The sequence below is a fragment of the Pseudomonas sp. AC229 genome (assembly GCF_979254655.1).
Genome location: NZ_CEEDHK010000013.1, coordinates 155,747 through 177,027, shown reverse-complemented (window position 1 = coordinate 177,027; position 21,281 = coordinate 155,747). Strand labels below are relative to the sequence as shown.

At 60.9% G+C, this 21,281-nt stretch carries 19 protein-coding genes and 1 tRNA gene; 13 read left to right on the top strand and 7 right to left on the bottom strand.

Features of this window, described 5'->3' with window-relative positions:
• The first annotated feature begins 15 nt into the window (after positions 1-15).
• The 3 genes from AC0IW7_RS18815 to AC0IW7_RS18805 are packed head-to-tail and all read left to right on the top strand — an operon-like array spanning position 16 to position 3,689.
• A complete protein-coding gene (locus AC0IW7_RS18815) occupies positions 16-2,076 on the top strand; it encodes an acyltransferase family protein (RefSeq protein ID WP_471820021.1) in 2,061 nt (686 codons plus the stop codon).
• Positions 2,073-3,320: an acyltransferase family protein gene (locus tag AC0IW7_RS18810; RefSeq protein ID WP_471820020.1), complete on the top strand. Its 1,248-nt coding sequence runs from the start codon at positions 2,073-2,075 to the stop codon at positions 3,318-3,320. The genes AC0IW7_RS18815 and AC0IW7_RS18810 overlap by 4 nt, the downstream gene beginning before the upstream one ends.
• A gap of 9 nt (positions 3,321-3,329) precedes the next feature.
• Positions 3,330-3,689 (top strand): VanZ family protein, encoded by a 360-nt coding sequence (locus AC0IW7_RS18805; protein WP_471820019.1) that lies wholly within the window; start codon positions 3,330-3,332, stop codon positions 3,687-3,689.
• A 7-nt stretch (positions 3,690-3,696) separates the two neighbouring features.
• Here the strand turns inward: AC0IW7_RS18805 and AC0IW7_RS18800 are convergent, their stop codons facing one another.
• A complete protein-coding gene (locus tag AC0IW7_RS18800) occupies positions 3,697-5,049 on the bottom strand; it encodes an O-antigen ligase family protein (protein WP_471820017.1) in 1,353 nt (450 codons plus the stop codon).
• A 216-nt stretch (positions 5,050-5,265) separates the two neighbouring features.
• On the opposite strand from AC0IW7_RS18800, the gene AC0IW7_RS18795 reads away from it, so the two are divergent.
• A complete protein-coding gene (locus AC0IW7_RS18795) occupies positions 5,266-5,910 on the top strand; it encodes an HAD family hydrolase (protein WP_471820015.1) in 645 nt (214 codons plus the stop codon).
• 46 nt (positions 5,911-5,956) lie between these two features.
• On the opposite strand, the gene AC0IW7_RS18790 is transcribed toward AC0IW7_RS18795, so the two are convergent.
• Genes AC0IW7_RS18790 through AC0IW7_RS18780 form a run of 3 tightly spaced genes read right to left on the bottom strand, consistent with a single transcriptional unit; the run spans position 5,957 to position 8,539 of the window.
• A complete protein-coding gene (locus AC0IW7_RS18790) occupies positions 5,957-7,138 on the bottom strand; it encodes an acetyl-CoA C-acetyltransferase (RefSeq protein WP_471820013.1) in 1,182 nt (393 codons plus the stop codon).
• 11 nt (positions 7,139-7,149) lie between these two features.
• Positions 7,150-7,806 (bottom strand): CoA transferase subunit B, encoded by a 657-nt coding sequence (locus AC0IW7_RS18785; protein WP_463541460.1) that lies wholly within the window; start codon positions 7,804-7,806, stop codon positions 7,150-7,152.
• Positions 7,807-7,840: 34 nt separating this feature from the next.
• Positions 7,841-8,539 carry a CoA transferase subunit A gene (locus tag AC0IW7_RS18780; RefSeq protein ID WP_463382006.1) on the bottom strand — a complete coding sequence of 233 codons (699 nt, stop codon included), beginning with the start codon at positions 8,537-8,539 and terminating at the stop codon, positions 7,841-7,843.
• A 148-nt stretch (positions 8,540-8,687) separates the two neighbouring features.
• Between AC0IW7_RS18780 and AC0IW7_RS18775 the strand changes: the two genes are divergently transcribed.
• From AC0IW7_RS18775 to AC0IW7_RS18735, 9 genes are all read left to right on the top strand, one after another.
• Positions 8,688-9,584, top strand: coding sequence for a LysR family transcriptional regulator (locus AC0IW7_RS18775; protein ID WP_122492610.1), 897 nt, complete (start codon positions 8,688-8,690; stop codon positions 9,582-9,584).
• A 348-nt stretch (positions 9,585-9,932) separates the two neighbouring features.
• On the top strand, positions 9,933-11,447 hold the full coding sequence (locus AC0IW7_RS18770; protein WP_471820010.1) for a CoA-acylating methylmalonate-semialdehyde dehydrogenase: 1,515 nt from the start codon (positions 9,933-9,935) through the stop codon (positions 11,445-11,447).
• A 45-nt stretch (positions 11,448-11,492) separates the two neighbouring features.
• On the top strand, positions 11,493-12,383 hold the full coding sequence (gene mmsB, locus AC0IW7_RS18765) for a 3-hydroxyisobutyrate dehydrogenase (protein WP_471820008.1): 891 nt from the start codon (positions 11,493-11,495) through the stop codon (positions 12,381-12,383).
• A gap of 32 nt (positions 12,384-12,415) precedes the next feature.
• A complete protein-coding gene (locus AC0IW7_RS18760; RefSeq protein ID WP_471820006.1) occupies positions 12,416-13,567 on the top strand; it encodes an acyl-CoA dehydrogenase family protein in 1,152 nt (383 codons plus the stop codon).
• A 452-nt stretch (positions 13,568-14,019) separates the two neighbouring features.
• On the top strand, positions 14,020-15,468 hold the full coding sequence (locus AC0IW7_RS18755; RefSeq protein ID WP_471820005.1) for an MFS transporter: 1,449 nt from the start codon (positions 14,020-14,022) through the stop codon (positions 15,466-15,468).
• 157 nt (positions 15,469-15,625) lie between these two features.
• Complete coding sequence (locus AC0IW7_RS18750; RefSeq protein ID WP_471820003.1) at positions 15,626-17,215, top strand: malate:quinone oxidoreductase; 1,590 nt, start codon at positions 15,626-15,628, stop codon at positions 17,213-17,215.
• A gap of 135 nt (positions 17,216-17,350) precedes the next feature.
• Complete coding sequence (locus tag AC0IW7_RS18745; protein ID WP_162998688.1) at positions 17,351-17,764, top strand: hypothetical protein; 414 nt, start codon at positions 17,351-17,353, stop codon at positions 17,762-17,764.
• Between the two features lie 310 nt (positions 17,765-18,074).
• The gene (locus tag AC0IW7_RS18740; protein ID WP_471820001.1) at positions 18,075-18,746 is read left to right on the top strand and encodes a nitroreductase; all 672 of its coding nucleotides are present in this window, start codon (positions 18,075-18,077) and stop codon (positions 18,744-18,746) included.
• A 94-nt stretch (positions 18,747-18,840) separates the two neighbouring features.
• A complete protein-coding gene (locus tag AC0IW7_RS18735; RefSeq protein ID WP_463381999.1) occupies positions 18,841-19,086 on the top strand; it encodes a DUF1654 domain-containing protein in 246 nt (81 codons plus the stop codon).
• A 9-nt stretch (positions 19,087-19,095) separates the two neighbouring features.
• Here the strand turns inward: AC0IW7_RS18735 and AC0IW7_RS18730 are convergent, their stop codons facing one another.
• The 3 genes from AC0IW7_RS18730 to AC0IW7_RS18720 form a co-directional block, all read right to left on the bottom strand.
• A complete protein-coding gene (locus AC0IW7_RS18730) occupies positions 19,096-19,923 on the bottom strand; it encodes a DNA/RNA non-specific endonuclease (protein ID WP_471819999.1) in 828 nt (275 codons plus the stop codon).
• A 278-nt stretch (positions 19,924-20,201) separates the two neighbouring features.
• Positions 20,202-20,277, bottom strand: a tRNA-Thr gene (locus AC0IW7_RS18725).
• 47 nt (positions 20,278-20,324) lie between these two features.
• A complete protein-coding gene (locus AC0IW7_RS18720) occupies positions 20,325-21,164 on the bottom strand; it encodes a CvfB family protein (RefSeq protein ID WP_471819998.1) in 840 nt (279 codons plus the stop codon).
• Between the last annotated feature and the right edge of the window lie 117 nt (positions 21,165-21,281).

Sequence of the window (21,281 nt, the reverse complement as noted above, 5' to 3'; positions counted from 1 at the left end):
AACGCAGGCAAGCGCATGAGAAATTCCAATAATAAGTTCCGTAAGGACATAAACGGCCTGCGCGCGTGGGCTGTTGTAGCGGTAGTTTTATTCCACTTCGGCGTCTCTGGTTTTTCCGGCGGTTTCGTAGGCGTGGACGTGTTTTTCGTGATCTCCGGCTTCCTGATGACGGGCATCATTCTCCGTGGTCTCGAGGCCAATTCGGCGGCCGCAGCGAGCGGTGTGATTGACCCCCGACGCTTTTCCATCATCGCGTTCTATCTGGCGCGGGCACGGCGCATTCTTCCCGCGCTATTGGTGCTGTGTCTGGTGCTGATGGTGGTGGGCTGGTTCGTATTGCCGGCGGTGGAATACAAGCAGTTAGGCAAACATGCCATCAGTGCGCTGGGGTTCTTGTCCAACGTGTTGTTCTGGCGCGAAGACGGCTATTTCGATACCGCCTCCCACGACAAGCTGCTGCTGCATACGTGGTCGTTGTCGGTGGAATGGCAGTTCTACTTGATGCTGCCGATTTTCATGGCCGTCATTTACAAACTTCGCCCGAGCCGACGTGCCCAAGCCATCGGTTTGTCGGCTGTGCTGCTGTTTTCGCTGCTGCTGTGTATTGCCGCCACCCCAATCAAAACCACCGCCGCTTTCTACCTGCTGCCGACCCGCGCCTGGGAAATGCTGGCGGGCGGCTTGGTTTACTTGCTGGCGCAACGCATCGTCCTGTCAGCGGGCCAACAGCGCAGCGTGGAGATCGCAGGCTTCGCGCTGTTAGTCGCCGCCATCGCCGTGTTCGACAGCAACAGCCAATGGCCGGGCTGGCGCGCCACCGTGCCGGTGTTCGCGACCATGCTGATTCTGTTCGCCGCTCGCCAGGATTCGCTTTTTACCGGCACGCGCATGGCGCAGTGGTTGGGCGACAGTTCCTATTCGCTGTACCTGTGGCACTGGCCGCTGGTGGTGGGGCTGGTGTACCTGGAGTTGCAGGATTCGGTGCCGGCCATTGTTGTTGGCCTGGTACTGACGCTGGTGCTCGGCGGCTTGTCGTACCGTTTTATCGAGCGTCCGGCGCAGCTCAGCCTGAACGTAATGCGCCAACGTCTGAGCGCCTTGGTGATTGTCGCGGTGACGCTGCTGGTGATGGTGCCCGGCGGCGTAATCGTGCTGCAGCACGGCATTCCTGGGCGGCTGCCGGCGCAGGTCGATGCGCTGTTCGCCGAGTCGGACAACAAAAACCCGCGCCTGGGTGAGTGCATGCAGAACGAATTCAGCGCAGTGCCGGAATGCACCTACGGCGGCCCCAAGCTCGGCGTCATCGTGGTCGGCGACAGCCATGCCGGCGCGCTGATACGCGCGGTGCAGCGAGCCTTGCCGAGCACCGATGAACATGCGTTGGACTGGACCATGAGCAACTGCCCGACCATTGCCAACATCAAAGCCGTCGGCCAGATCACGTATCGCTGCGGCAGCTTTATCGCGCGCAAAAGCCAGACGCCGGATGCGGCGCTGGGGCAAACGCCGATGCTGATCATCAACCGCACCTCCAACTACCTGATGGGCCCCAACGAGCCTGACCGCACCCGCGAAGTGCCGGTGCCGGAGCTGTATTTCGACAAACCGTTCGCCTCGCGCAGCCCCGAATACCTGCAAGCCATGCGCGAGGGCATCATCGACACCGCTTGCGCGTTCGCCAAGCAGCGGCCGGTGTACATGCTGCGACCGATTCCCGAGCTTAAGCGCGACGTGCCAAAAACCATGGGCCGCGCGGCCATGCGCGGCAAGCAAGAGCGGGTGTCGATTTCCATGGACGAATACCGCCAGCGCAATGCCTTCGCCTGGGAAACCCAAGACCTCGCTGCCGCGCGTTGCGGCGTGACCATTCTTGATCCCCTGCCCTACCTGTGCCGCGACGGCAACTGCTACGGCGACGCCGATGGGCACCCGCTGTATTTCGACGACGACCACCTGAGCGAGTACGGCGGCGACCGCTTGCGCCCGTTGTTCCAACGCATGTTTGTGACCAGCGACGCCACTGCCCATACCGGGACAACGCTGAACGGCGCGCCTTCTTTAGAGACCACACCATGATTTACTCAAGCCCTCGGCGCTTTTATTCCCTGGACTTCATTCGCGGCGTCGCAGCACTGGCCGTGGTGTTCTGGCACTGGCAGCACTTCTTCTTCCAGGGCAGCACCTTTGTGCCGTACGAGATGGAACAGCAACCGTTCTACAACGTGTTCTTCCTGTTCTACCAAACCGGCTGGCTGGCGGTGGACTTCTTCTTCTCGCTTTCGGGCTTCATCTTCTTTTGGCTGTATGCGCGAGAAATCGCCGAGCGAACGGTCGGCGGCTGGGAGTTTTTCGTGCTGCGGTTTTCGCGGCTCTATCCGCTGCACATCGCCACGTTCCTGTTCGTGCTGCTGGCCCAACAGTGGGTAATGGCGCGCACCGGCGATTACTTCGTGGTGCCCTTCAACGACCTGTACCACGCCGTACTGAACCTGTTCATGGCCTCCAGCTGGGGCATGGAGAAAGGTCCGTCGTTCAACGGGCCGATCTGGTCGGTGTCGGTTGAAGTGCTGATGTACCTGGTGTTCTTCATCGTCTGCCTGATGTTCCGCCAACGCCTGTGGGCTCACGTGGCGATGCTGGCCCTGGGCGCCGTGGTGATGGTGGCGGAGCCCATCGTCGGGCGCGGCATTTTCTCCTTCTTCCTTGGTGGCCTGATCTTCCGGCTGTACCGCTACGTGTGCGCACGCGGTTGGCTGCCGCGCGTGCTGCCGTGGGCGGTGGGCGCCAGTGCCGTGCTGTGGCTGGTGACCGTGGTCGAGGTGTATCACCCGTGGTTCTGGCCGCTGGTGCAGAACATTGCGCAAAGCGTGCTGCCAGAAAAATTCGCCGGCCTGCTCGACAAAGCCGTACACGGCGCCACCCGCGCCATTGTCGTGGCCGTGCTGTTCCCGCTGAGCATCTTTACCCTGGCGCTGATGGAAACCAAACGCGGCTACCTTGGCAAACGCCTGGCCATGGTCGGCAACCTCACCTACTCCTCGTACCTGCTGCATTTCCCGTTGCAGTTGGTGTTCTTCACCGTGCTGACCCAGAACGGCGTAAGCCCGACGTTCTTCTACGGTGAAATGTCGATGCTGGTGTTTTTCGCCGTGCTGATTCCGCTGTGCCTGCTCAGCTTCCGCTACTTTGAAACCCCCGCCCAACGCTTCCTGCGCAACGCCCTGCTGCGTTCTGCGGCGAAGACCGAGGCGAAAAAAGACAACCAAAAAAACAACAACCTCGCCGTCGCTTCCAGCGCGAACAGCGAACAACCGAGCTAGGAATTCGTTATGGGCCGTGTCATCAGCATGATCATTTTCTTCGTCACTTTGGCGGTGATTCTCTACACCGGGCTGCGCAGCGACCCGGTGCCGCAAGCCTTCGAGTATCAGGACTTGCTCCACCACCTCAGCGCCTTCGCTGTGCTGGTATGCAGCGCCCGCCTGGCCTTCCCCGCCACGCACGCCTTCTGGACCGTGCTGTATTGCCTGCTGTTCGCCCTAATGATCGAGCTGACCCAAGGCCTGCTGCCGCTGCGCGATCCGTCGCTTGCCGACATGGCCGCGAACGTGGTGGGCGTGCTTATCGGCTTGGCCATCGCGCTGCAACTGAAACGGCAGATCGTGCAGCGTCAGACAGCGCGGGGCTAAAGCCGCGTTAGCCGCGATCGCGCGCGCGACGCTCGCGGTAGTGGTTGTTGGCGATCACACCGATGGCGCAGATCACTACGTAGGTGGCGGCGTTGGCGGGAATTTGCAGGTTGAAGTCGACCAACGAATGAATCAGCAACGCCACGATGCCCAGGCTGGCGCCAAAGCCCACCCCGGCCCGGTAGGTGGATTCGCCGCGCCACATGGCCCGTTGCGCGTGGTACAGGCCCAGCAGCACGAACACCAGCAACGGCAGGCTGCCGAGCAGGCCGTACTCAATGATGAATTGCAGGTAGTCGTTGTGGGCGTGGTCGAAGTGCAGGGTAATTTCCGGCCCCGCATATTTACCGAACAGCACTTCAAACGTGCCGGCGCCGTGGCCGGTCAGCCAGTGTTCTTTGGCCAGCGGCAGCGCTTGTTCGTAGACGGTGCCGCGCAGTTCATTGGCGGCCTGAATGGTTTGGCCATCGACCACCACCGCTTGCAATTGCGTTGAGGCGATGCGGTCCACGAGTTTATCGAGGCCGAAGTATTGGCTGACGATCAGCACGTCGATCACCAGCAAACTCGCGAGAATCAGCCCGTTGCGCAGCCGATGGGTTTTGTCGGTCAGCAAGAACGTCCCGCCCACCAGCAGCAGACTGGTGAAAAACGCTCCGTTGCCCATGCGCGAATGGCTCATCACCAGCGCAATGGTCATCAGCACCAGCGCCAAGCGCAGGCGCCCCTTGGGGCCCAGCAGCATCTCCAGCACATTGACCCAGCGAAACGGGCGCTCATCGCGCAGCGCCAGCAACAGGCCAATGCCCGCCGCCAGGGTTAACTCCAGATACCCGGCAAAATGGTTGCGGTTAACGAAGGTGCCGGTGGCGTCGCCTAGGTAATGGGTTTTGGCGCCGACGAGCAAATCTTCGACCCCCGACAGGGTCATCACCACACCAAAGAACGCCTGGAACGTGCCGCTTATCACCAACACGGCGAGCAGCAGGCTCAGGCGTTTGCGCGTGCGAAACAAATCCACCACCAGCAAAAACAGCAGGCTGTAGGCGATGCCGAGCATCAGGTATTGGAAGGTGGCGGCAGCGTCGACGGTCATGCCGGTGAGCCACTGCACCAGCACCCACACTTGGCTGAGCAGCAACAAGCCAAGCATCGGCAGCGCCGGGCGTAGCGTGGGGCCCATGTCACGGTTGCGGCGCCAGGCATTCAGCGCCCAACCGGCGCCCAAAATGCAGCAGAGCAGCACCAGCAGGCCCATGGACCAGTCGCGGTTGCTGCCGATCGGCAATGGCAACCACAACAGCAGCAACAAAGCGCCGCTGATCAGCAGACGTTCCAGACGTTTCGAGGGAGCGGCCATGCCGGGCGTCCTTGCAAAAAATGAGTGAGTCGAATAGCGCTCGTGGACCGCAACGGCACCGCAAACAGGGCCAAATGCTATCACCTCGACGGAGCGCGGCGAAACGCAAAATCCCGCGCCAGAGCCTCGCGCTGACGAATGACGGCTGTGGTTAAAACCCTGCCGGCCTGCTGTGGTCACAACAGCCCTAGCCTCTTTTGCGAGCGACCCTCACACGTGACGATTGCCGGCCTTATTTTCGACTGCGATGGCACCTTGGTAGACAGCGAGCGCCTCGCCGCCCGCCTGCTTCATGAGTTGCTCGCCGAGCAACACATCCACATGCCCGCCGACCAGGTGCTCGCGCGCTTTCGCGGCATTCCCTTCGCCCAGTTCATCAGCGAAATGATCGCTTTGTACCCCGCCCTGAACGGCCACCACCTGGACCAGGAGTTTCGCCGCCGCAGCTTGCCGCTGCTGCGCGACCACGTCGAAGAAATGCCCGGCGCCGGGGCGTTTGTACGCGGCACCACGCTGCCCATTTGCGTGGCCTCGAACGGGCCGCGGGAAAAGATCGAAACCAACCTGGCGGCGGTGGGTTTACTCGACGTTTTTGGCGCGCGGATTGTCAGCGCCTATGACGTGAATGCGTGGAAGCCTTCGCCACGCTTGATCGAACACGCGGCGAACCTGATTGGCGTGCCGGTGGAGAGGTGTTTGTTGGTGGACGACAGCGTGCCAGGCGTGCAGGCCGGGATTAGCGCTGGGGCGCAGGTGGCAGGGTATGGGGACACGGATTTCAGCGAATTCGCCGGGGCGGCGAATTTTTATCGGGTGCGGGATTTTGCTGAGTTGGAGCGGTTGGTGAAGCGGTTGTCGTGATTTTGTGGGAGCGGCTAATCGATGCCGCCCAGCCGCTCCCACACGTTCAAAGCCGTTCCAATGCCAACGCTACGCCCTGCCCACCACCAATGCACAACGTGGCCAGCCCTTTCTTGGCGTCACGCTTGATCATTTCATGCAGCAAGGTCACCAGCACGCGGCAGCCTGACGCCCCGATGGGATGACCGATGGCGATGGCGCCGCCGTTGACGTTGACCTTGCTCGCATCCCAGCCGAGTTCTTTGCCGACCGACAGCGCCTGCGCGGCGAAGGCTTCGTTGGCTTCGATCAGGTCGAGTTGGTCCAGCGTCCAGCCGGCTTTTTCCAGGCAGCGTTTGGTGGCCGAAACCGGGGCGATGCCCATGATGGCCGGGTCGACACCGGCATTGGCGTAGGCGGCGATTTTCGCCAGCACCGGCAGGCCCAACGCCTTGGCTTTGTCGGCACTCATCAGAATCACGGCGGCCGCGCCGTCGTTGAGGCTGGAGGCGTTGCCGGCAGTGACGGTGCCGTCTTTTTTGAAGGCGGGTTTGAGTTTGGCCAGCGCTTCGGCAGTGGTGCCGGCGCGAGGTTGTTCGTCGGTGGCGAAAGCAACCGGGTCGCCTTTGCGCTGCGGGATCAGGATCGGCGTGATTTCGTCGCTGAAGCGCCCGCCTTCAATCGCGGCCACGGCTTTCTGCTGCGAGCCGGCGGCGAAGGCGTCCTGCGCTTCGCGAGTGATCTCGTATTTATCTACCAAGTTTTCGGCAGTGATGCCCATGTGGTAGTCGTTGAAGGCATCCCACAGGCCGTCGGTGATCATGCTGTCTTTCACCTGCGCGTGACCCATGCGCAAACCGGTGCGAGCGCCCGGCATTACGTACGGGGCCAGGCTCATGTTTTCCTGGCCGCCGGCGATGATCACGTCGGCATCGCCACAGCGAATGGCCTGGGCGCCGAGGTGCAGCGCTTTCAGGCCCGAGCCGCAGACTTTGTTGAGCGTCAGTGCCGGCACGGCGACGGGCAGACCCGCTTTGATTGCGGCTTGGCGCGCGGGGTTTTGCCCGGCGCCAGCGGTCAGCACTTGGCCGAGGATCACTTCGTCCACTTCGGCGCCATCCAGGCCAGTCTTTTCCAGCAGCGCGCGGATTACGGCAGCGCCCAAATCAACGGCGGGTATGTTCGCCAACGAGCCTTGGAAACTGCCGACGGCGGTGCGGGTGGCGGCTACGATTACGACGTCTTGCATGGCATCACTCCTCAAAACTGCATTTCCGGAACGTGGTCGGGAATCACCAACTCACCTGCCGTTTTTGCTTTGATTTCTTCAACGCTTACGCCCGGCGCGCGCTCTTTCAAGATGAAGGCGCCGTTGTCGATTTCCAGGTAAGCCAGGTCGGTGAGCACGCGTTTGATGCAGCCTGCGCCGGTCAGCGGCAAGGTGCAGCGGGCCAGCAGTTTCGACTCGCCGTCTTTAGACGCGTGGGTCATGGTGACGATGATGTTCTCCGCGCCTGCGACCAGATCCATCGCCCCGCCCATGCCTTTTACAAGCTTGCCGGGCACCATCCACGAGGCGATGTTGCCTTGCACGTCCACCTCAAACGCCCCGAGCACGGTCAGGTCGATATGACCGCCGCGAATCATGGCGAACGATTCAGCCGAGGAAAAAATCGACGCGCCGGTGCGGGCGGTCACGGTTTGTTTGCCGGCGTTGATCATGTCGGCGTCAATCTCGTCAGCAGTCGGGAAAGCGCCCATGCCGAGCAGACCATTTTCCGATTGCAGCATCACTTCCATGCCGTGCGGCACGTAGTTGGCAACGAGCGTGGGGATGCCGATGCCGAGGTTAACGTAGAAGCCGTCCTGCAATTCGCGGGCGACACGCTGGGCCATTTGTTCGCGGGTAAGCGCCATAGTTATTGTTCTCTGCAAAAAGGATGGGGACGGTTCAGGCACGCACGGTGCGTTGTTCAATGCGCTTCTCGAAGCGCCCGCAGATCAGGCGGTCCACGTAGATGCCGGGGGTGTGAATCTGTGTGGGGTCGAGTTCGCCGGGGGCGACGATTTCTTCCACTTCCACCACGGTGATCTTCCCGGCAGTGGCTGCCAGCGGGTTGAAATTTTGCGCGGTGTGGCGGTACACGACGTTGCCGAACCAGTCCGCCTTCCAGCCTTTGACGATGGCGAAATCGCCGGTGATGGCGGTTTCCATCAGGTAAGCGCGGCCATTGAAATCGCGGGTTTCCTTGCCTTCAGCAATCGGCGTACCGACGCCCGTGGCCGTGAAGAACGCTGGAATGCCAGCGCCGCCAGCGCGCATCTTTTCCGCCAGGGTGCCTTGTGGGGTGAGTTCTACTTCCAGCTCGCCGCTGAGCAATTGCTGCTCGAACAACGCGTTTTCGCCCACGTAGGAGGCGATCATTTTGCGGATCTGCCGGTCTTCCAGCAGCACGCCCAAGCCGAAGCCATCGACGCCGCAGTTGTTGGAGACCACGGTGAGGTCGCGCACGCCTTTGCGCTTGATCTCGGCAATCAGGTTCTCGGGAATGCCGCACAGGCCGAAGCCGCCTGCGAGCACCGTCATTCCGTCCTTCAGCCCAGCCAGGGCCTCTTCGTAAGAACCCACACGTTTATCGAAACCAGCCATGGGCGACGCCTCTCTTGTTGTTCGTGAAGGCCTCTGCCGGGCCGGAGGCATGAGTGTTGAGCGGACGGATATATTTGTTAAGTTGATTTTTAAAATGGATTGATTGATAAAACAGCACAATAACCGTCGCCCTTTTATCGAGCCCGCCATGACCGTCAAACAATTGCGCGCCTTTCTCGCTGTGGCGCAGAGCCTGAGTTTCGCCCAGGCCGGCGAGCGCCTTCACCTGTCGCAATCGGCCCTGAGTCTGACCATTAAAGGGTTGGAGGAAGGGTTGGGCGGCCGGTTGTTTAGTCGCACCACTCGCAATGTCAGCCTGACGCCCGAAGGCGAGGCGTTGCTGCCACTGGCGCGGCGTCTGCTGGCTGACTGGGAGAACGCCGAAGACCAATTGCGCCAACGCTTCACCCTGCAACAAGGTCGCGTAACCCTGGCGGCCATGCCCTCGTTTGCGGGGAATTTGCTGCCGCCGTTGCTGGTGGAGTTTCGCGCGCGGCACCCGAAGGTGAATGTGACGGTAAACGACGTTATCAATGAGCAAGTGATCGAGATGGTTCGCGACCGGCAGGTGGAATTGGGCATCGCCTTCGAGCCGCAGGCCGATGTCAGCCTGCACTTCACGCCGTTGTACCTGGACCGTTTCGTCGCGGTGGTCGCCGCCGATTCGCCGTTGGCCGAACGGCAGGAAGTTGAATGGACGACGCTGCTGGAATATCCCTTTGTCACGCTGCAACGCCCGTCTACCGTGCGATTTATGCTGGAAGATCACTTGCGCCCGCGCGGCCTGAAGCTGCCGGTGGCATTCGAGAGTCATCAGTTGGCGACGGTCGGCCGCATGGTTGCCAATGGCTTGGGGGTAAGTGCCGTGCCGGCGCTGTGCGTGGAGCAGATGCGTGAGCTGGGAGCGCGTTGTCTCACATTGCGTGAGCCAATTATCGAGCGAGCTATTGGGATTTTACGGAAGGAAGATCACGAATTATCGGTGGCCGCTCAGGCGTTATACGACACGTTATTGGCGGCCAAGCCGAAAGCTGCGGGGCATTAGGACACGGTCAGGAGGAAGTGTTCGAGGGACAAAATCCAGTCGTATACGCGAACTGGAAATTCAGGTTGGGTGGCGGCCAGCGCCACAAGGGTGATAACAGCGAAGCCAATGCTTCTGGCGGCCCGTTGGAAAGGAGAGGAAGGGTTTACGTCGGATGGATGCATGATGAAAAACTCGCCGGAAAAAATGTCGGGCGAGGATCACAGAGGAACAGAAAACACTCTGTAGAAGCGGCGTTCAATGACTGTAGGAGCTTTCCTAGGACTTCGGAGTCGAGCGGCCTGTATCGCCGAAAAGCTCACTGCTAAGCTCAGGGCTCGCTTTGCCAAAATAAGGTTGATAACAACAATGCAAACGACCGAAACGACTGCCGTCCCCACCGTAAAACTGTTGATTGGCGGCGAGCTGATCGACTCCGCCAGCGCCCAGTGGCGCGACATCATCAACCCGGCCACGCAACAGGTGCTGGCGCGCGTGCCCTTCGCCACCCAGGCCGAGGTGGACGCGGCAATCAGCGCCGCCGCCGAGGCGTTCAAAACCTGGCGCAAAACCCCAATCGGTGCCCGCGCTCGGGTATTTCTGAAGTACCAGCACCTTATTCGCGAACACATGGCCGAGCTGGCGGCGATGCTCACCGCCGAGCAGGGCAAAACCCTGGCGGACGCCGAAGGTGATGTGTTCCGTGGTTTGGAAGTGGTTGAGCACGCGGCCGGCATCGGCAACCTGCAACTCGGCGAGCTGGCCAATAACGTGGCCGGCGGCGTTGACACCTACACGCTGCTGCAACCCCTGGGCGTATGCGCCGGCATCACGCCGTTCAACTTCCCGGCGATGATTCCGCTGTGGATGTTTCCCATGGCCATCGCCACCGGCAATACGTTCGTGCTCAAGCCCTCGGAACAGGATCCGATGGTGACCATGCGCCTGGCCGAATTGGCGATGCAGGCCGGTGTGCCGCCGGGCGTGCTGAATGTGGTGCATGGCGGTGCCGACGTAGTGAATCGGCTGTGCGATCACCCGGACATAAAGGCGGTGTCGTTCGTCGGTTCCACCCAAGTCGGCACCCACGTGTACAACCGCGCCACGCAAAACGGTAAACGCGCGCAATGCATGATGGGCGCGAAAAACCACGCCATCGTCATGCCCGATGCCAACCGCCAGCAAACCCTCAACAACCTGGTAGGCGCGGCATTTGGCGCTGCCGGGCAACGCTGCATGGCGCTGTCGACGGTCATTCTGGTCGGCGAAGCGCAGACCTGGCTGCCCGAGCTGGTGGAGCGCAGCAAAACCCTGAAGCTCAACGCCGGTACCGAAGCCGGCGCGGACCTCGGCCCGGTGGTGTCCTGTACGGCGCTGGAACGCATTCAGGGCCTGATTGCTGCGGGCGTTGAAGAGGGCGCCACGCTGGCGTTGGATGGTCGCAACCCCACGGTCGCCGGCTATGAGCGCGGCAACTTCATCGCGCCGACGCTGTTCAGCGACGTCACGCCGACCATGCGTATTTACCGTGAGGAAATTTTCGGCCCGGTGCTCTGCGTGATGAATGCCGCCACGCTCGATGAGGCCATCGCCATGATCAACGCCAACCCCAATGGCAACGGCACGGCAATCTTCACCCGCTCTGGCGCCGCGGCCCGGCATTTTCAGGAGGAGATCGACGTCGGCCAGGTGGGCATCAATGTGCCGATCCCGGTGCCGGTGCCCATCTTCTCGTTCTCCGGCTCACGCGCCTCCAAGCTCGGCGACCTTGGCCCTTACGGCAAGCAAGTCGTGCAGTTCTATACCCAAACCAAGACAGTGACCCAACGCTGGTTCGATGAAGAGGACGTCGGTGCGGTCAACACCACCATCACCTTGAAATAAGCGTGGCGTAGAGCCAGTCCTACAAATCCAATAAGAGGGACGTTTATGAATATCGGTTTTATCGGCCTGGGCAACATGGGCGGGCCCATGGCCTTGAACCTGCTCAAGGCTGGCCATTCGCTGCAGGTGTTCGACCTGGTGCCGGCTTCCGTCCAGCGCCTCACCGAGGCGGGCGCACGCGCGTTGGGCTCGCCCGCTGACATCGCGCGTAGCGACGTCGAGCTGATCATCACCATGCTTCCCGCCGCCCGCCATGTGAAAGCCGTGTACCTGGGCGACGACGGATTGCTCGCCCATGTCCGCAACGGCGTGCGCCTGATCGACAGCTCCACCATCGACCCGATGACGGCGCGCGAGGTGGCTGCTGCCGCCAGCAAGCAAGGCAACCCGATGCTCGATGCACCCGTTTCCGGCGGCACCGGTGGTGCGGCGGCGGGCACCTTGACGTTTATGGTCGGCGGCAGCGCCCGCGATTTTGCCCAGGCGCAACCGGTGCTCGCGGCCATGGGCAAAAACATCGTGCACTGCGGCGACGCGGGAAATGGCCAGGTGGCCAAAGTGGCGAACAACATGCTGCTGGGCATTTCCATGATCGGCGTCGCTGAGGCGATGAACCTCGGCGTAGCGCTGGGCATGGACGCCAAGGTGCTGGCGGGTGTGATCAACACCTCCAGCGGCCGCTGCTGGAGTTCGGACACCTACAACCCCTTCCCCGGTGTGCTGGAAACAGCTCCCGCCGCGCGCGGTTACAGCGGTGGTTTCGGCACCGACCTGATGCTCAAAGACCTCGGCCTGGCCACCGAAGCGGCTAAACAGGCCCAGCAACCGGTGTTGCTCGGCGCCCTGGCGCAGCAGCTGTATCAAAGCTTCAGTGCCCAAGGCCATGGCGAGCTGGATTTCTCCGCGATCATCAAGCTCTACAGCGGCAAAGCCTGAGCGCCCATCATTCTTCTGACCGAGAACATTGCATGCACGACCTGGAACTAAGCGACGAACAACGCATGATCCGCGACATGGCCCGCGACTTCGGCCGCAGCGAGATCGCCCCGCACGCCCAAGCCTGGGCCGAGGCCGGGTGGATTGACGACAGCGTGGTGCGCAAGATGGGCGAGCTGGGCTTGTTGGGCATGGTGGTGCCGGACACCTGGGGCGGCTCGTTCACCGACTATGTGGCGTACGCCTTGGCCGTCGAAGAAATTTCCGCCGCCGACGGCGCCACCGGCACGCTGATGAGCGTGCACAACTCCGTGGGCTGCGGGCCGGTGCTTAACTACGGCAGCGACGCACAAAAGCACACCTGGTTACCGGCACTGGCGAGCGGCGAGGCGATTGGCTGCTTCTGCCTGACCGAGCCCCACGCCGGCTCCGAGGCCAACAACCTGCGCACCCGTGCCGAGCTGAAAGACGACCAGTGGGTGCTTAACGGTGCCAAGCAATTCGTCAGCAACGGCAAGCGCGCCAAGCTTGCCATTGTGTTCGCCGTAACCGATCCGAAGCTGGGCAAGAAGGGCCTTTCGGCCTTCCTGGTGCCCACCGACAACCCAGGCTTCGTGGTGGACCGCAGCGAAAAGAAGATGGGCATCAAGGCATCCGACACGTGCGCCGTCACCCTCAACAACTGCGTGATCCCCGAGGCGAACCTGCTCGGCCAGCGCGGCAAAGGCTTGGCCATCGCGCTTTCAAATCTGGAGGGCGGACGCATCGGCATCGCCGCGCAAGCACTGGGCATTGCCCGCGCGGCATTCGAAGCTGCGTTGGGTTATGCACGCGAGCGCGTGCAGTTCGGTCAGCCGATCATTGAGCACCAGAGCATCGCCAACAAACTGGCCGACATGCACACCCAACTCAACGCCAGCCGCCTGCTGATTCTGCACGCCGCCCGGCTGAAGACGGCCGGGCATCCGTGTTTGTCCGAGGCTTCGCAAGCGAAATTGTTTGCCTCGGAGATGGCCGAGCGCGTGTGCTCCGATGCCATTCAGATTCATGGCGGCTACGGGTATTTGGAGGATTATCCCGTCGAGCGCTACTACCGCGATGCGCGAATTACGCAAATTTACGAGGGATCGAGCGAAATCCAGCGGCTGCTGATTGCCCGCGAGTTGGCCAACTATTCCTTGTAGAGCGCGCAAAATTCACAGGCAAAAAAAAGCCGCCCATTGCGCGGCGGCTTGAGTGAACGCTGAGCGTTCTATGGCATCCATGCGGACATTCCTTTGTTACGCGTTGCGTAGGCTGAAGCTACGTAATGACTAAAAAATGAACTGAGAACATGTACTGACTACCGCTATCGTGACTTTACGTAGTGCTTTGCAACTGACTGTGAACACAGGTTTGGCGAAGCGTGTCGCCGGCGGTAATTAGGCACCGCGCGCCCCTTACTAAAAAATCAGAAGCGCCCTTGCAACCTGTAGGGAAACTCCACAAAAATGCTGTTTCCGCCACGCTTGCAGGCGAACACCTACAGAACCTGGCGACGCTCCTGTTACCGAACCTGCTGCGCTCTAGCGCACGGCTACACGCGCCATCGTTAACGCTTCATCCCGCCTCAGCTTCCAGCCGTTAAGGGCCTGTTGTGACTGCCGCTTCTACTTCCGTTCCGCTCAGCCCGGCGCAACTGCGCAAAATCCTCCTGGGCTTGCTGCTTGGCATTTTTCTCTCGGCGCTGGACCAAACCATCGTCGCCGTGGCGTTGCCGGAAATCGGTGTGCAGTTGCCGGGCAGCGAAGTGCTGGCGTGGGTGGTATCGGCCTACATGCTGGCCATGACGATTTCGACGCCCTTCTTCGGCAAGCTTGGCGACCTGTTCGGTCGGCGCCGTTTGCTGCTGATTTCCATCAGCCTGTTCGTATTCGCCTCGGTGCTCTGCGCGCTGTCGCGAGACATGTGGCAACTGGTCGGCGCCCGGGCGCTTCAGGGCATTGGCGCAGGCGGCATGATCGCCACGATTCAGGCGTTGATAGGCGACCTTATCGCCCCGGCCGAACGCGGCCGCTACCAAGCGTGGTTCAGCGGCATGTTCGCCCTGGCCAGCCTGATCGGCCCACCGCTGGGCGGCCTGCTGAGCCAGCAGCTGTCGTGGCGCTGGGTGTTTTGGGTCAACCTGCCGATTGGCTTGCTGGCGATCTGGCTGAGCCAAAAGCGGCTGGCCGGCTTAGCGGAAAAACGCCGCAAGGCGCGGCTCGATTATCTCGGTGGTTTGCTGCTGTTGATCGGCCTGGGCAGCCTGTTGTTGCTGATCACCCGCCTCGGCCAGGAGCGCCAATGGCTGACTCTGGAAAACGCCGCCGGCCTGGGGATCGCATTGGTTGGCTTGCTGCTGTTCGTGGTGCAAGAGCGGCGCGCCAGCGAGCCGGTCATTCCCATGGAATTGTTCCGTATCGGCCCGGTGCGCGCGGGCTGGTGCTTGCTGTTTTTTGCCAACTTCCAGGCGGTGGCGTTGGCCGTGCTGTTTCCCCTCCACGCCCACGCTGAGGGCGGGACCAGCACTGGCGCCACTCAACTGATGGCGATCGCCATCGGTGCGCCGCTGGGTGCGTTTATCGGCGGGCGCATGAGTTCCCTGCTCGGCCGCTACAAGCCGCTGATTCTGAGCGGCAACTTGCTATTGCCGGCGGCATTGGTGGCGCTGGCCTTTCTACCGCCCGAATTGCACGCGTTCAGCCTGCCGCTGCTGATGTGCTGCGGCGTGGCGCTGGGCCTGCAATTTCCGACGTCGATGGTGGCCGTACAAAGCGCGGCGCCGCTCAGCCATTTGGGCGTGGTGACGGCTGCGTGCGGGATGTTTCGTGGCCTGGGCGGTGCCCTCGGGGTGACGCTGTTGTCGAGTCTGCTCTGGCACTTGCTGCCCAGCGTCGACCCCGAACACATCAGCGCCAGCCTCGGCCAGGTAGACCGCGAGACACTGCGCACTGCCTTTCGCGACCTGCTGCTAGTGGACGCCGCGATCGCCGCGATCCCACTGCTGATCGCCTTGTGCATGGCTGATAACCGTCTGCGGCACACGGTCGAAGCAGATACCTGACGGCGACATTCCGCCCGCTGCTGGCGGAATCCGGCCACATTCCGCTGCGCCTTTTCCCTGAATGACCGCCAAAAGCCCCGTGCTGCGGCGCCCTGCCGCACCTGGCCCCGGTCTTGCTGTATGCCGTCTGGATAGCAAACTAGAAATGGTCAAACTGATGAAAAAGCTGTTGTTAACCCTCGTCTGCCTGCTCGTTGTCGGCTGCGCAAAAACCCCCGAACCCGAAAAAACTGTCGATGTGCTGCTAATTGGTGGCGGCATCATGAGCGCCAGCCTGGGCACCTACCTGAACGAACTGGAGCCGGGCTGGAGCATCGACATTTACGAGCGCATGGACCAGGTCGCCGAGGAAAGTTCGAACCCTTGGAACAACGCAGGCACCGGCCACTCGGCCTTCTGCGAGCTGAACTACACGCCCGAAGTTGCCGACGGCAGCATCGACATCAGCAAAGCCGTGGCGATCAACGAGTCGTTCGAAATCTCCAAGCAGTTCTGGGCGTATCAGGTTGAGCAAAAAGTGCTCAACAACCCCAAGACGTTTATCAACAACGTGCCGCACATGAGCTTTGTTTGGGGCGATGAAAACGTCGCCTACCTGCACAAACGCCACGCGGCCTTGCAGCACAGCTCGCTGTTTCGCGGCATGGAATATTCCGAAGACCCGGCGCAGATCAAACAGTGGATTCCGCTGGTAATGGACGGCCGCGCTGAAGGCCAGAAGTTGGCGGCCACGCGTATGCCGATTGGCACTGACGTTAACTTCGGCGAAATCACCCGCCAGCTGTTCGGCTCGCTGACCACTCGGCCTGGCGTAGCGCTGCACCTGCAACACGAAGTGCGCGACATTGTGCGCAACGACGACGGCACCTGGACCGTGGTGGTCGCCGACCTCGGCAACGCTGAACAACTGAAAAGCGTAAAAGCCAAATTCGTGTTTATCGGTGCCGGAGGCGGCGCGCTGAAGCTGCTGCAAAAGTCTGGTATCGCCGAGGCAGACGGTTACGCGGGCTTCCCGGTCGGCGGCGAATTCCTGGTCACCAAGAACCCGGAAATCGTCGCGCAGCACCAAGCCAAGGTGTACGGCAAAGCCTCGGTGGGCTCGCCGCCGATGTCTGTTCCACACCTGGACACCCGCGTGATCGACGGTCAGAAAGCGCTGCTGTTCGGCCCGTTCGCCACATTCTCGACCAAGTTCCTTATCAACGGCTCGCTGTGGGACATGTTCAGCGCCATGACCTGGAACAATTTGATGCCCATGGCCAACGCCGGGCTGGATAACACCTCGCTGACCACCTACCTGGTCGGCCAGCTGATGCTCAGCCAGGACGACCGCATGGCCGCCTTGCGCGAGTATTTCCCCGAAGCCAAAGACGCCGATTGGGAGCTGGTGCACGCCGGCCAACGCGTGCAAATCATCAAGAAAGACCCACAGTTGGGTGGCGTGTTGCAGTTCGGCACCGAAGTGGTGAGCTCGGCAGACGGCAGCATCGCCGCCCTGCTCGGCGCCTCGCCCGGTGCGTCCACGGCGGCGCCGATCATGCTCTCGGTGCTGGAAAAAACCTTCAAAGACAAGGTCAAAACGCCCGAGTGGCAGGCCAAGCTGAAGCAGATCATTCCCTCGTACGGCAAGAAGCTGAACAACGACCTTGAGCTGACCAACGCCACGCGCGCCTGGAGCAGCGAACGTCTGCAACTGCCGTTCGTGCAGGTGCAGCCCGACAGCGACCCGATGGTCGACGCGCTCTAAGCGCACGCCCTGCCACGCGCCGGCTGCCCTGGCTGGCGCATGGCCTTGCGGTGCAACGCTTGCGCTTGCGAGGCCACCGGTTGAACGGCACACTGCCCGCTCGCAGGCACATCGCCGCCCCTACTGGAGACACCCATGCCTGTAATGGATACCGACAAACGTATGGCCGCCCGCGCCTTCATCCTGGGCCACGCCGACGCGCTGAGCTGCACGGTGTACCGTCTCGACGAAAGCGACCCTGAGGCTGAAGAAGAAGACCTGGGTGACGGCAAAGTGCTGTTCGCCGGCCAATTCACCGCACCGGCGGAGTGGGATGCAGAAGCCCATGAAGACTTCTTCGGCGATGCCGACCCTGGCCTGTTTTTCAACGCCTACATCGAAAGCGAAGCCAAGCCCGGCAGCAAAGCGCACTTCAGCGCCGAGATCGGCGACTACGTAGCGGCGCTGCCCGGCTTGGGCGAAGTGGTGATGTATTACGTGTATGACGCCGTGGAAGATGAAAGCGGCCGTCTGTGCGTGCTGATTCGCGACGAAGAACAACCGGCGTAACGCCCAGACGGGCTTGTTGGAATCCTTCACGAAATCTTCACAATTGCTGTGCAATACTCGAGGCAGCTGAAGGACCAGCCCCTATCTGCAAACAGCCCGCTTTACGCGGGCTTTTTGTTGTCTGCGATTTGCGGCAACGGCCATCGCGGCTAAAGCCGCTCCCACAAATGGCGGCGGAACAGGCTTGGGCGACACTGCATCGGTTAAAACCGCTTAGTCACTGGCGGTTTAACGGCAGCCTGGTGGATTGCGTTCGGCGCGTTAAGTCCTTAGAACAATGAACACGCACCGCCATTCAAGGACGCCATTCATGTCTGTAGCCGACACCCTGAAAAAACGCATCTCGGTGCGCGCCTTTCTCGACACCCCCGTGGATGCCGCCACCGTCCACGCCTTGCTGGAAGACGCACGCTGGTCACCTTCTGGCGGCAACCTGCAACCGTGGAAAGTCATCGCCGTCGCTGGCGCCGAAAAAACCGCATTGGAGCGTTTGGCTGTCGAAGCCATTATGAAAAACCCCAAGGGCGAGGTGGGCGATTACCCGATTTATCCCGAAGGGCTTCAAGACCCTTACCGCGCGCGGCGCTACAAAATCGGTGAAGACATGTACGCATTGCTGGGCATTCCTCGGGAAGATAAAGGCGCGCGGTTGAAATGGATGTCGCGCAACTACCAGTTTTTCGGCGCCCCGGTGGGCCTCTTCTTCGTTATCGACAAAGCCATGGGCAACGGGCAGTGGGCGCATGTCGGCATGTTTATGCAGTCGCTGGCGCTACTGGCTGAAGAACGCGGCCTGGGCACCTGCATGCAGGAAGCCTGGGGCATGGCGCGCGACAGCCTGCACCGGCATTTCAGCTTGCCTGATAACGAAGTGGTGTATTGCGGCATGGCCCTGGGCTACCCGGACCGCGAAGCGACCGTCAACCAACTGCGCTCGGAGCGCGCGCCGGTTGACGAATTCGCTCAACTTCGCGGGTTTTGATTGGCACTGCACAACGCTTAAATCAGCGCTCGACATCTGAAAAACCCGCGAACTAGAATACTGTATATCCAAACAGTACAAGAGGTTTCGAACGATGTCGAAAGCTGCCGCCGCTCGCCAGCCGAGCCAGTACGAACTGCTGGCCACTCGCTTACAACGCATCATCAATTCCCCCGCCGCGCAGAAATCGAAAACCGCCCTGCTCTATAAAGCGCCGGACGAATCCGACGATGACTGGGCACAGGTGCTGGCTGAAATTGGCGAAACCGACAACGTCACCATCGCCTACCGCGACGATGGCGGCGTGCATTTGTTTTGGGTGGTTCAGCAGGACGATTGAAGTGGCAGCTCAGCAGCCAATCGTGGCCGCCAATTGTCCTGGCCGAGATTTGAGCCTCGCCTGCAACGACGTCGGCAGATTGCTCCAGACCGTTAAACCCGCGCGTTTCTCCACTTCAACCACGCTCGTTTGATAGGTGCAGTAGCTGGCGCCGCGCGGCGTCTCTTGCTCCATGATGAAGGCGGCGTAAAGACCCGCTTCAGGCGTGTTGCCGACAAAGATGATTTTCCAGTAGCCGCTGGGAATGGTGTGCGGCGTCGCCGTTCCCGGCAGCGTGCCGATGTAACGCTCATAGAGCGGGCCGGTCAGCACGTGCACCTCGTCGACATCGGCACGTTTACTCAGGCTACGCTCGCGATCCTCCAGCGCTGCCCAGGCGCCTTGGTTAAGGTCCGACTTTTGCGGCGTGATGTTGGACAAGTAATTCAGCGTTTCCCAATCCGCCACGCCGCCCATCGAGGCGAGATTCGCCTGGTGACCACGGTCTACCTTCAATGCGGCGCTCGCTCCGGTGTAGTCCTTTGGCGACAGCGTCTGGCCCGTCGGAATATCGGGATCGACCCGCCATTTTCGCGGCCGGTTGCTGGCGGGCGTGTCTTTGGTAATTCGGTAGGCCACCCAGTTGGCGAACTTGGTTTCGCCATTATTGTTCAGGCTGTATGCCTCTCGGTTGAGGGTCAGCGCGCTGCCTCCCGCTGGGCAGCCGACCGCACAATGATCAACGACGGGCTCATGGGAATACCGCCCCGGTAGCTGAAGACCAGAGAGGGACGAGCAGGCTGAAAAGAAAGGTACGAGGGCAAAAATAAAAAACTTAAATCGTACGGTTGTACGCATCGCAGGGCATCTCATCGACAAACGCGCCAGCCCAATTGCGAGCGCGAACGCGGCCATTATCGTGAAGCTGACGGCCGTTATCACACGCGTGCGCTGTGCTCGGTTTGCCGAGGTATTTTATAAATGTCTTTTGAATCAGCCAGATAGCTACAGCATTCATGATTGATGCGCGCCCTTTTGCCTGCATCCAGGCGGCCATCGGAACGAAGGGGTGTGAATCTGCGAATTGCCGGTTACGAGAAAAGCGCCGCGCGGCTGCACGACACTTTTCTTCGAGATGGTGCCGTTGAGAGGAATCGAACCCCCGACCTCCTGATTACGAATCAGATGCTCTACCGACTGAGCTACAACGGCGTACACGTGAGAAACTCTAGACCAGCCCCGAGCCTCGGAGCGAAGCGTTATTTCGGCAATTCGATGCGGTCGGCGTGAATAACCAGCTCGCCCTGTTTGTACAAGGCGCCGATGGCTTTTTTGAAGTTGCCCTTGCTCACGCCAAACAGTCCGGCAATGGTTTCTGGCGGACTCTTGTCACTGACCGCCAGCACGCCGTCGCTTTCGCGCAGTTTGTTGAGGATTTGCTCATGCAGCCCGACCGCCGCTTCCTTGCCAACCGGTTGCAGGCTCAGGCTGATTTTGCCGTCGGGGCGAATTTCTTTGATAAAGCCTTGTTCCTGCTTGCCTGCGCGCAAAAACTTGAACACTTCGTTCTTGTGAATCAAGCCCCAATGCTGGTTGTTGATGATGGCTTTGAAGCCCATGTCGGTGGATTCAGCGACCAGCAAATCAACGGCCTGGCCGACCTTATAGGCGGCCGGCGTGTTATCCAGGTAACGGTCCAGGCGGGCAGTGGCGGTGATGCGGCGGGTGTGTTTGTCGAGGTAGACGTGCACCACGCAATAATCGCCGGCTTGCAGCGTGCGCTTTTCTTCGGAGTACGGCAGCAGCAGGTCTTTGGATAAGCCCCAGTCGAGGAAGATGCCAATACTGTTGACCTCTTTCACCTTCAGACTGGCGAATTCGCCGACCTGCACTTTCGGCTTTTCGTTGGTGGCGATGAGCTTGTCGTCGCTGTCCAGGTAGATAAAGACATTCAGCCAGTCTTCCACTTCGGTCGGCGTGTCTTTGGGGATGTAACGGTTGGGCAGCAGAATTTCGCCATCAGCGCCGCCGTCCAGGTAAAGACCGAAGTTGGTGTGTTTAACCACCTGCAAACTGTTGAAACGTCCGATTAAAGCCATGTGCACTGCCCTCGTTGCGTGGCCGGCATTCTACCCGAAGCACGCCGGCAACAGTGACGGCCAGGCGCCATTGCCGGATAATCTGCCGTCGATGCACGCCCATGGCCGGCGGCATTT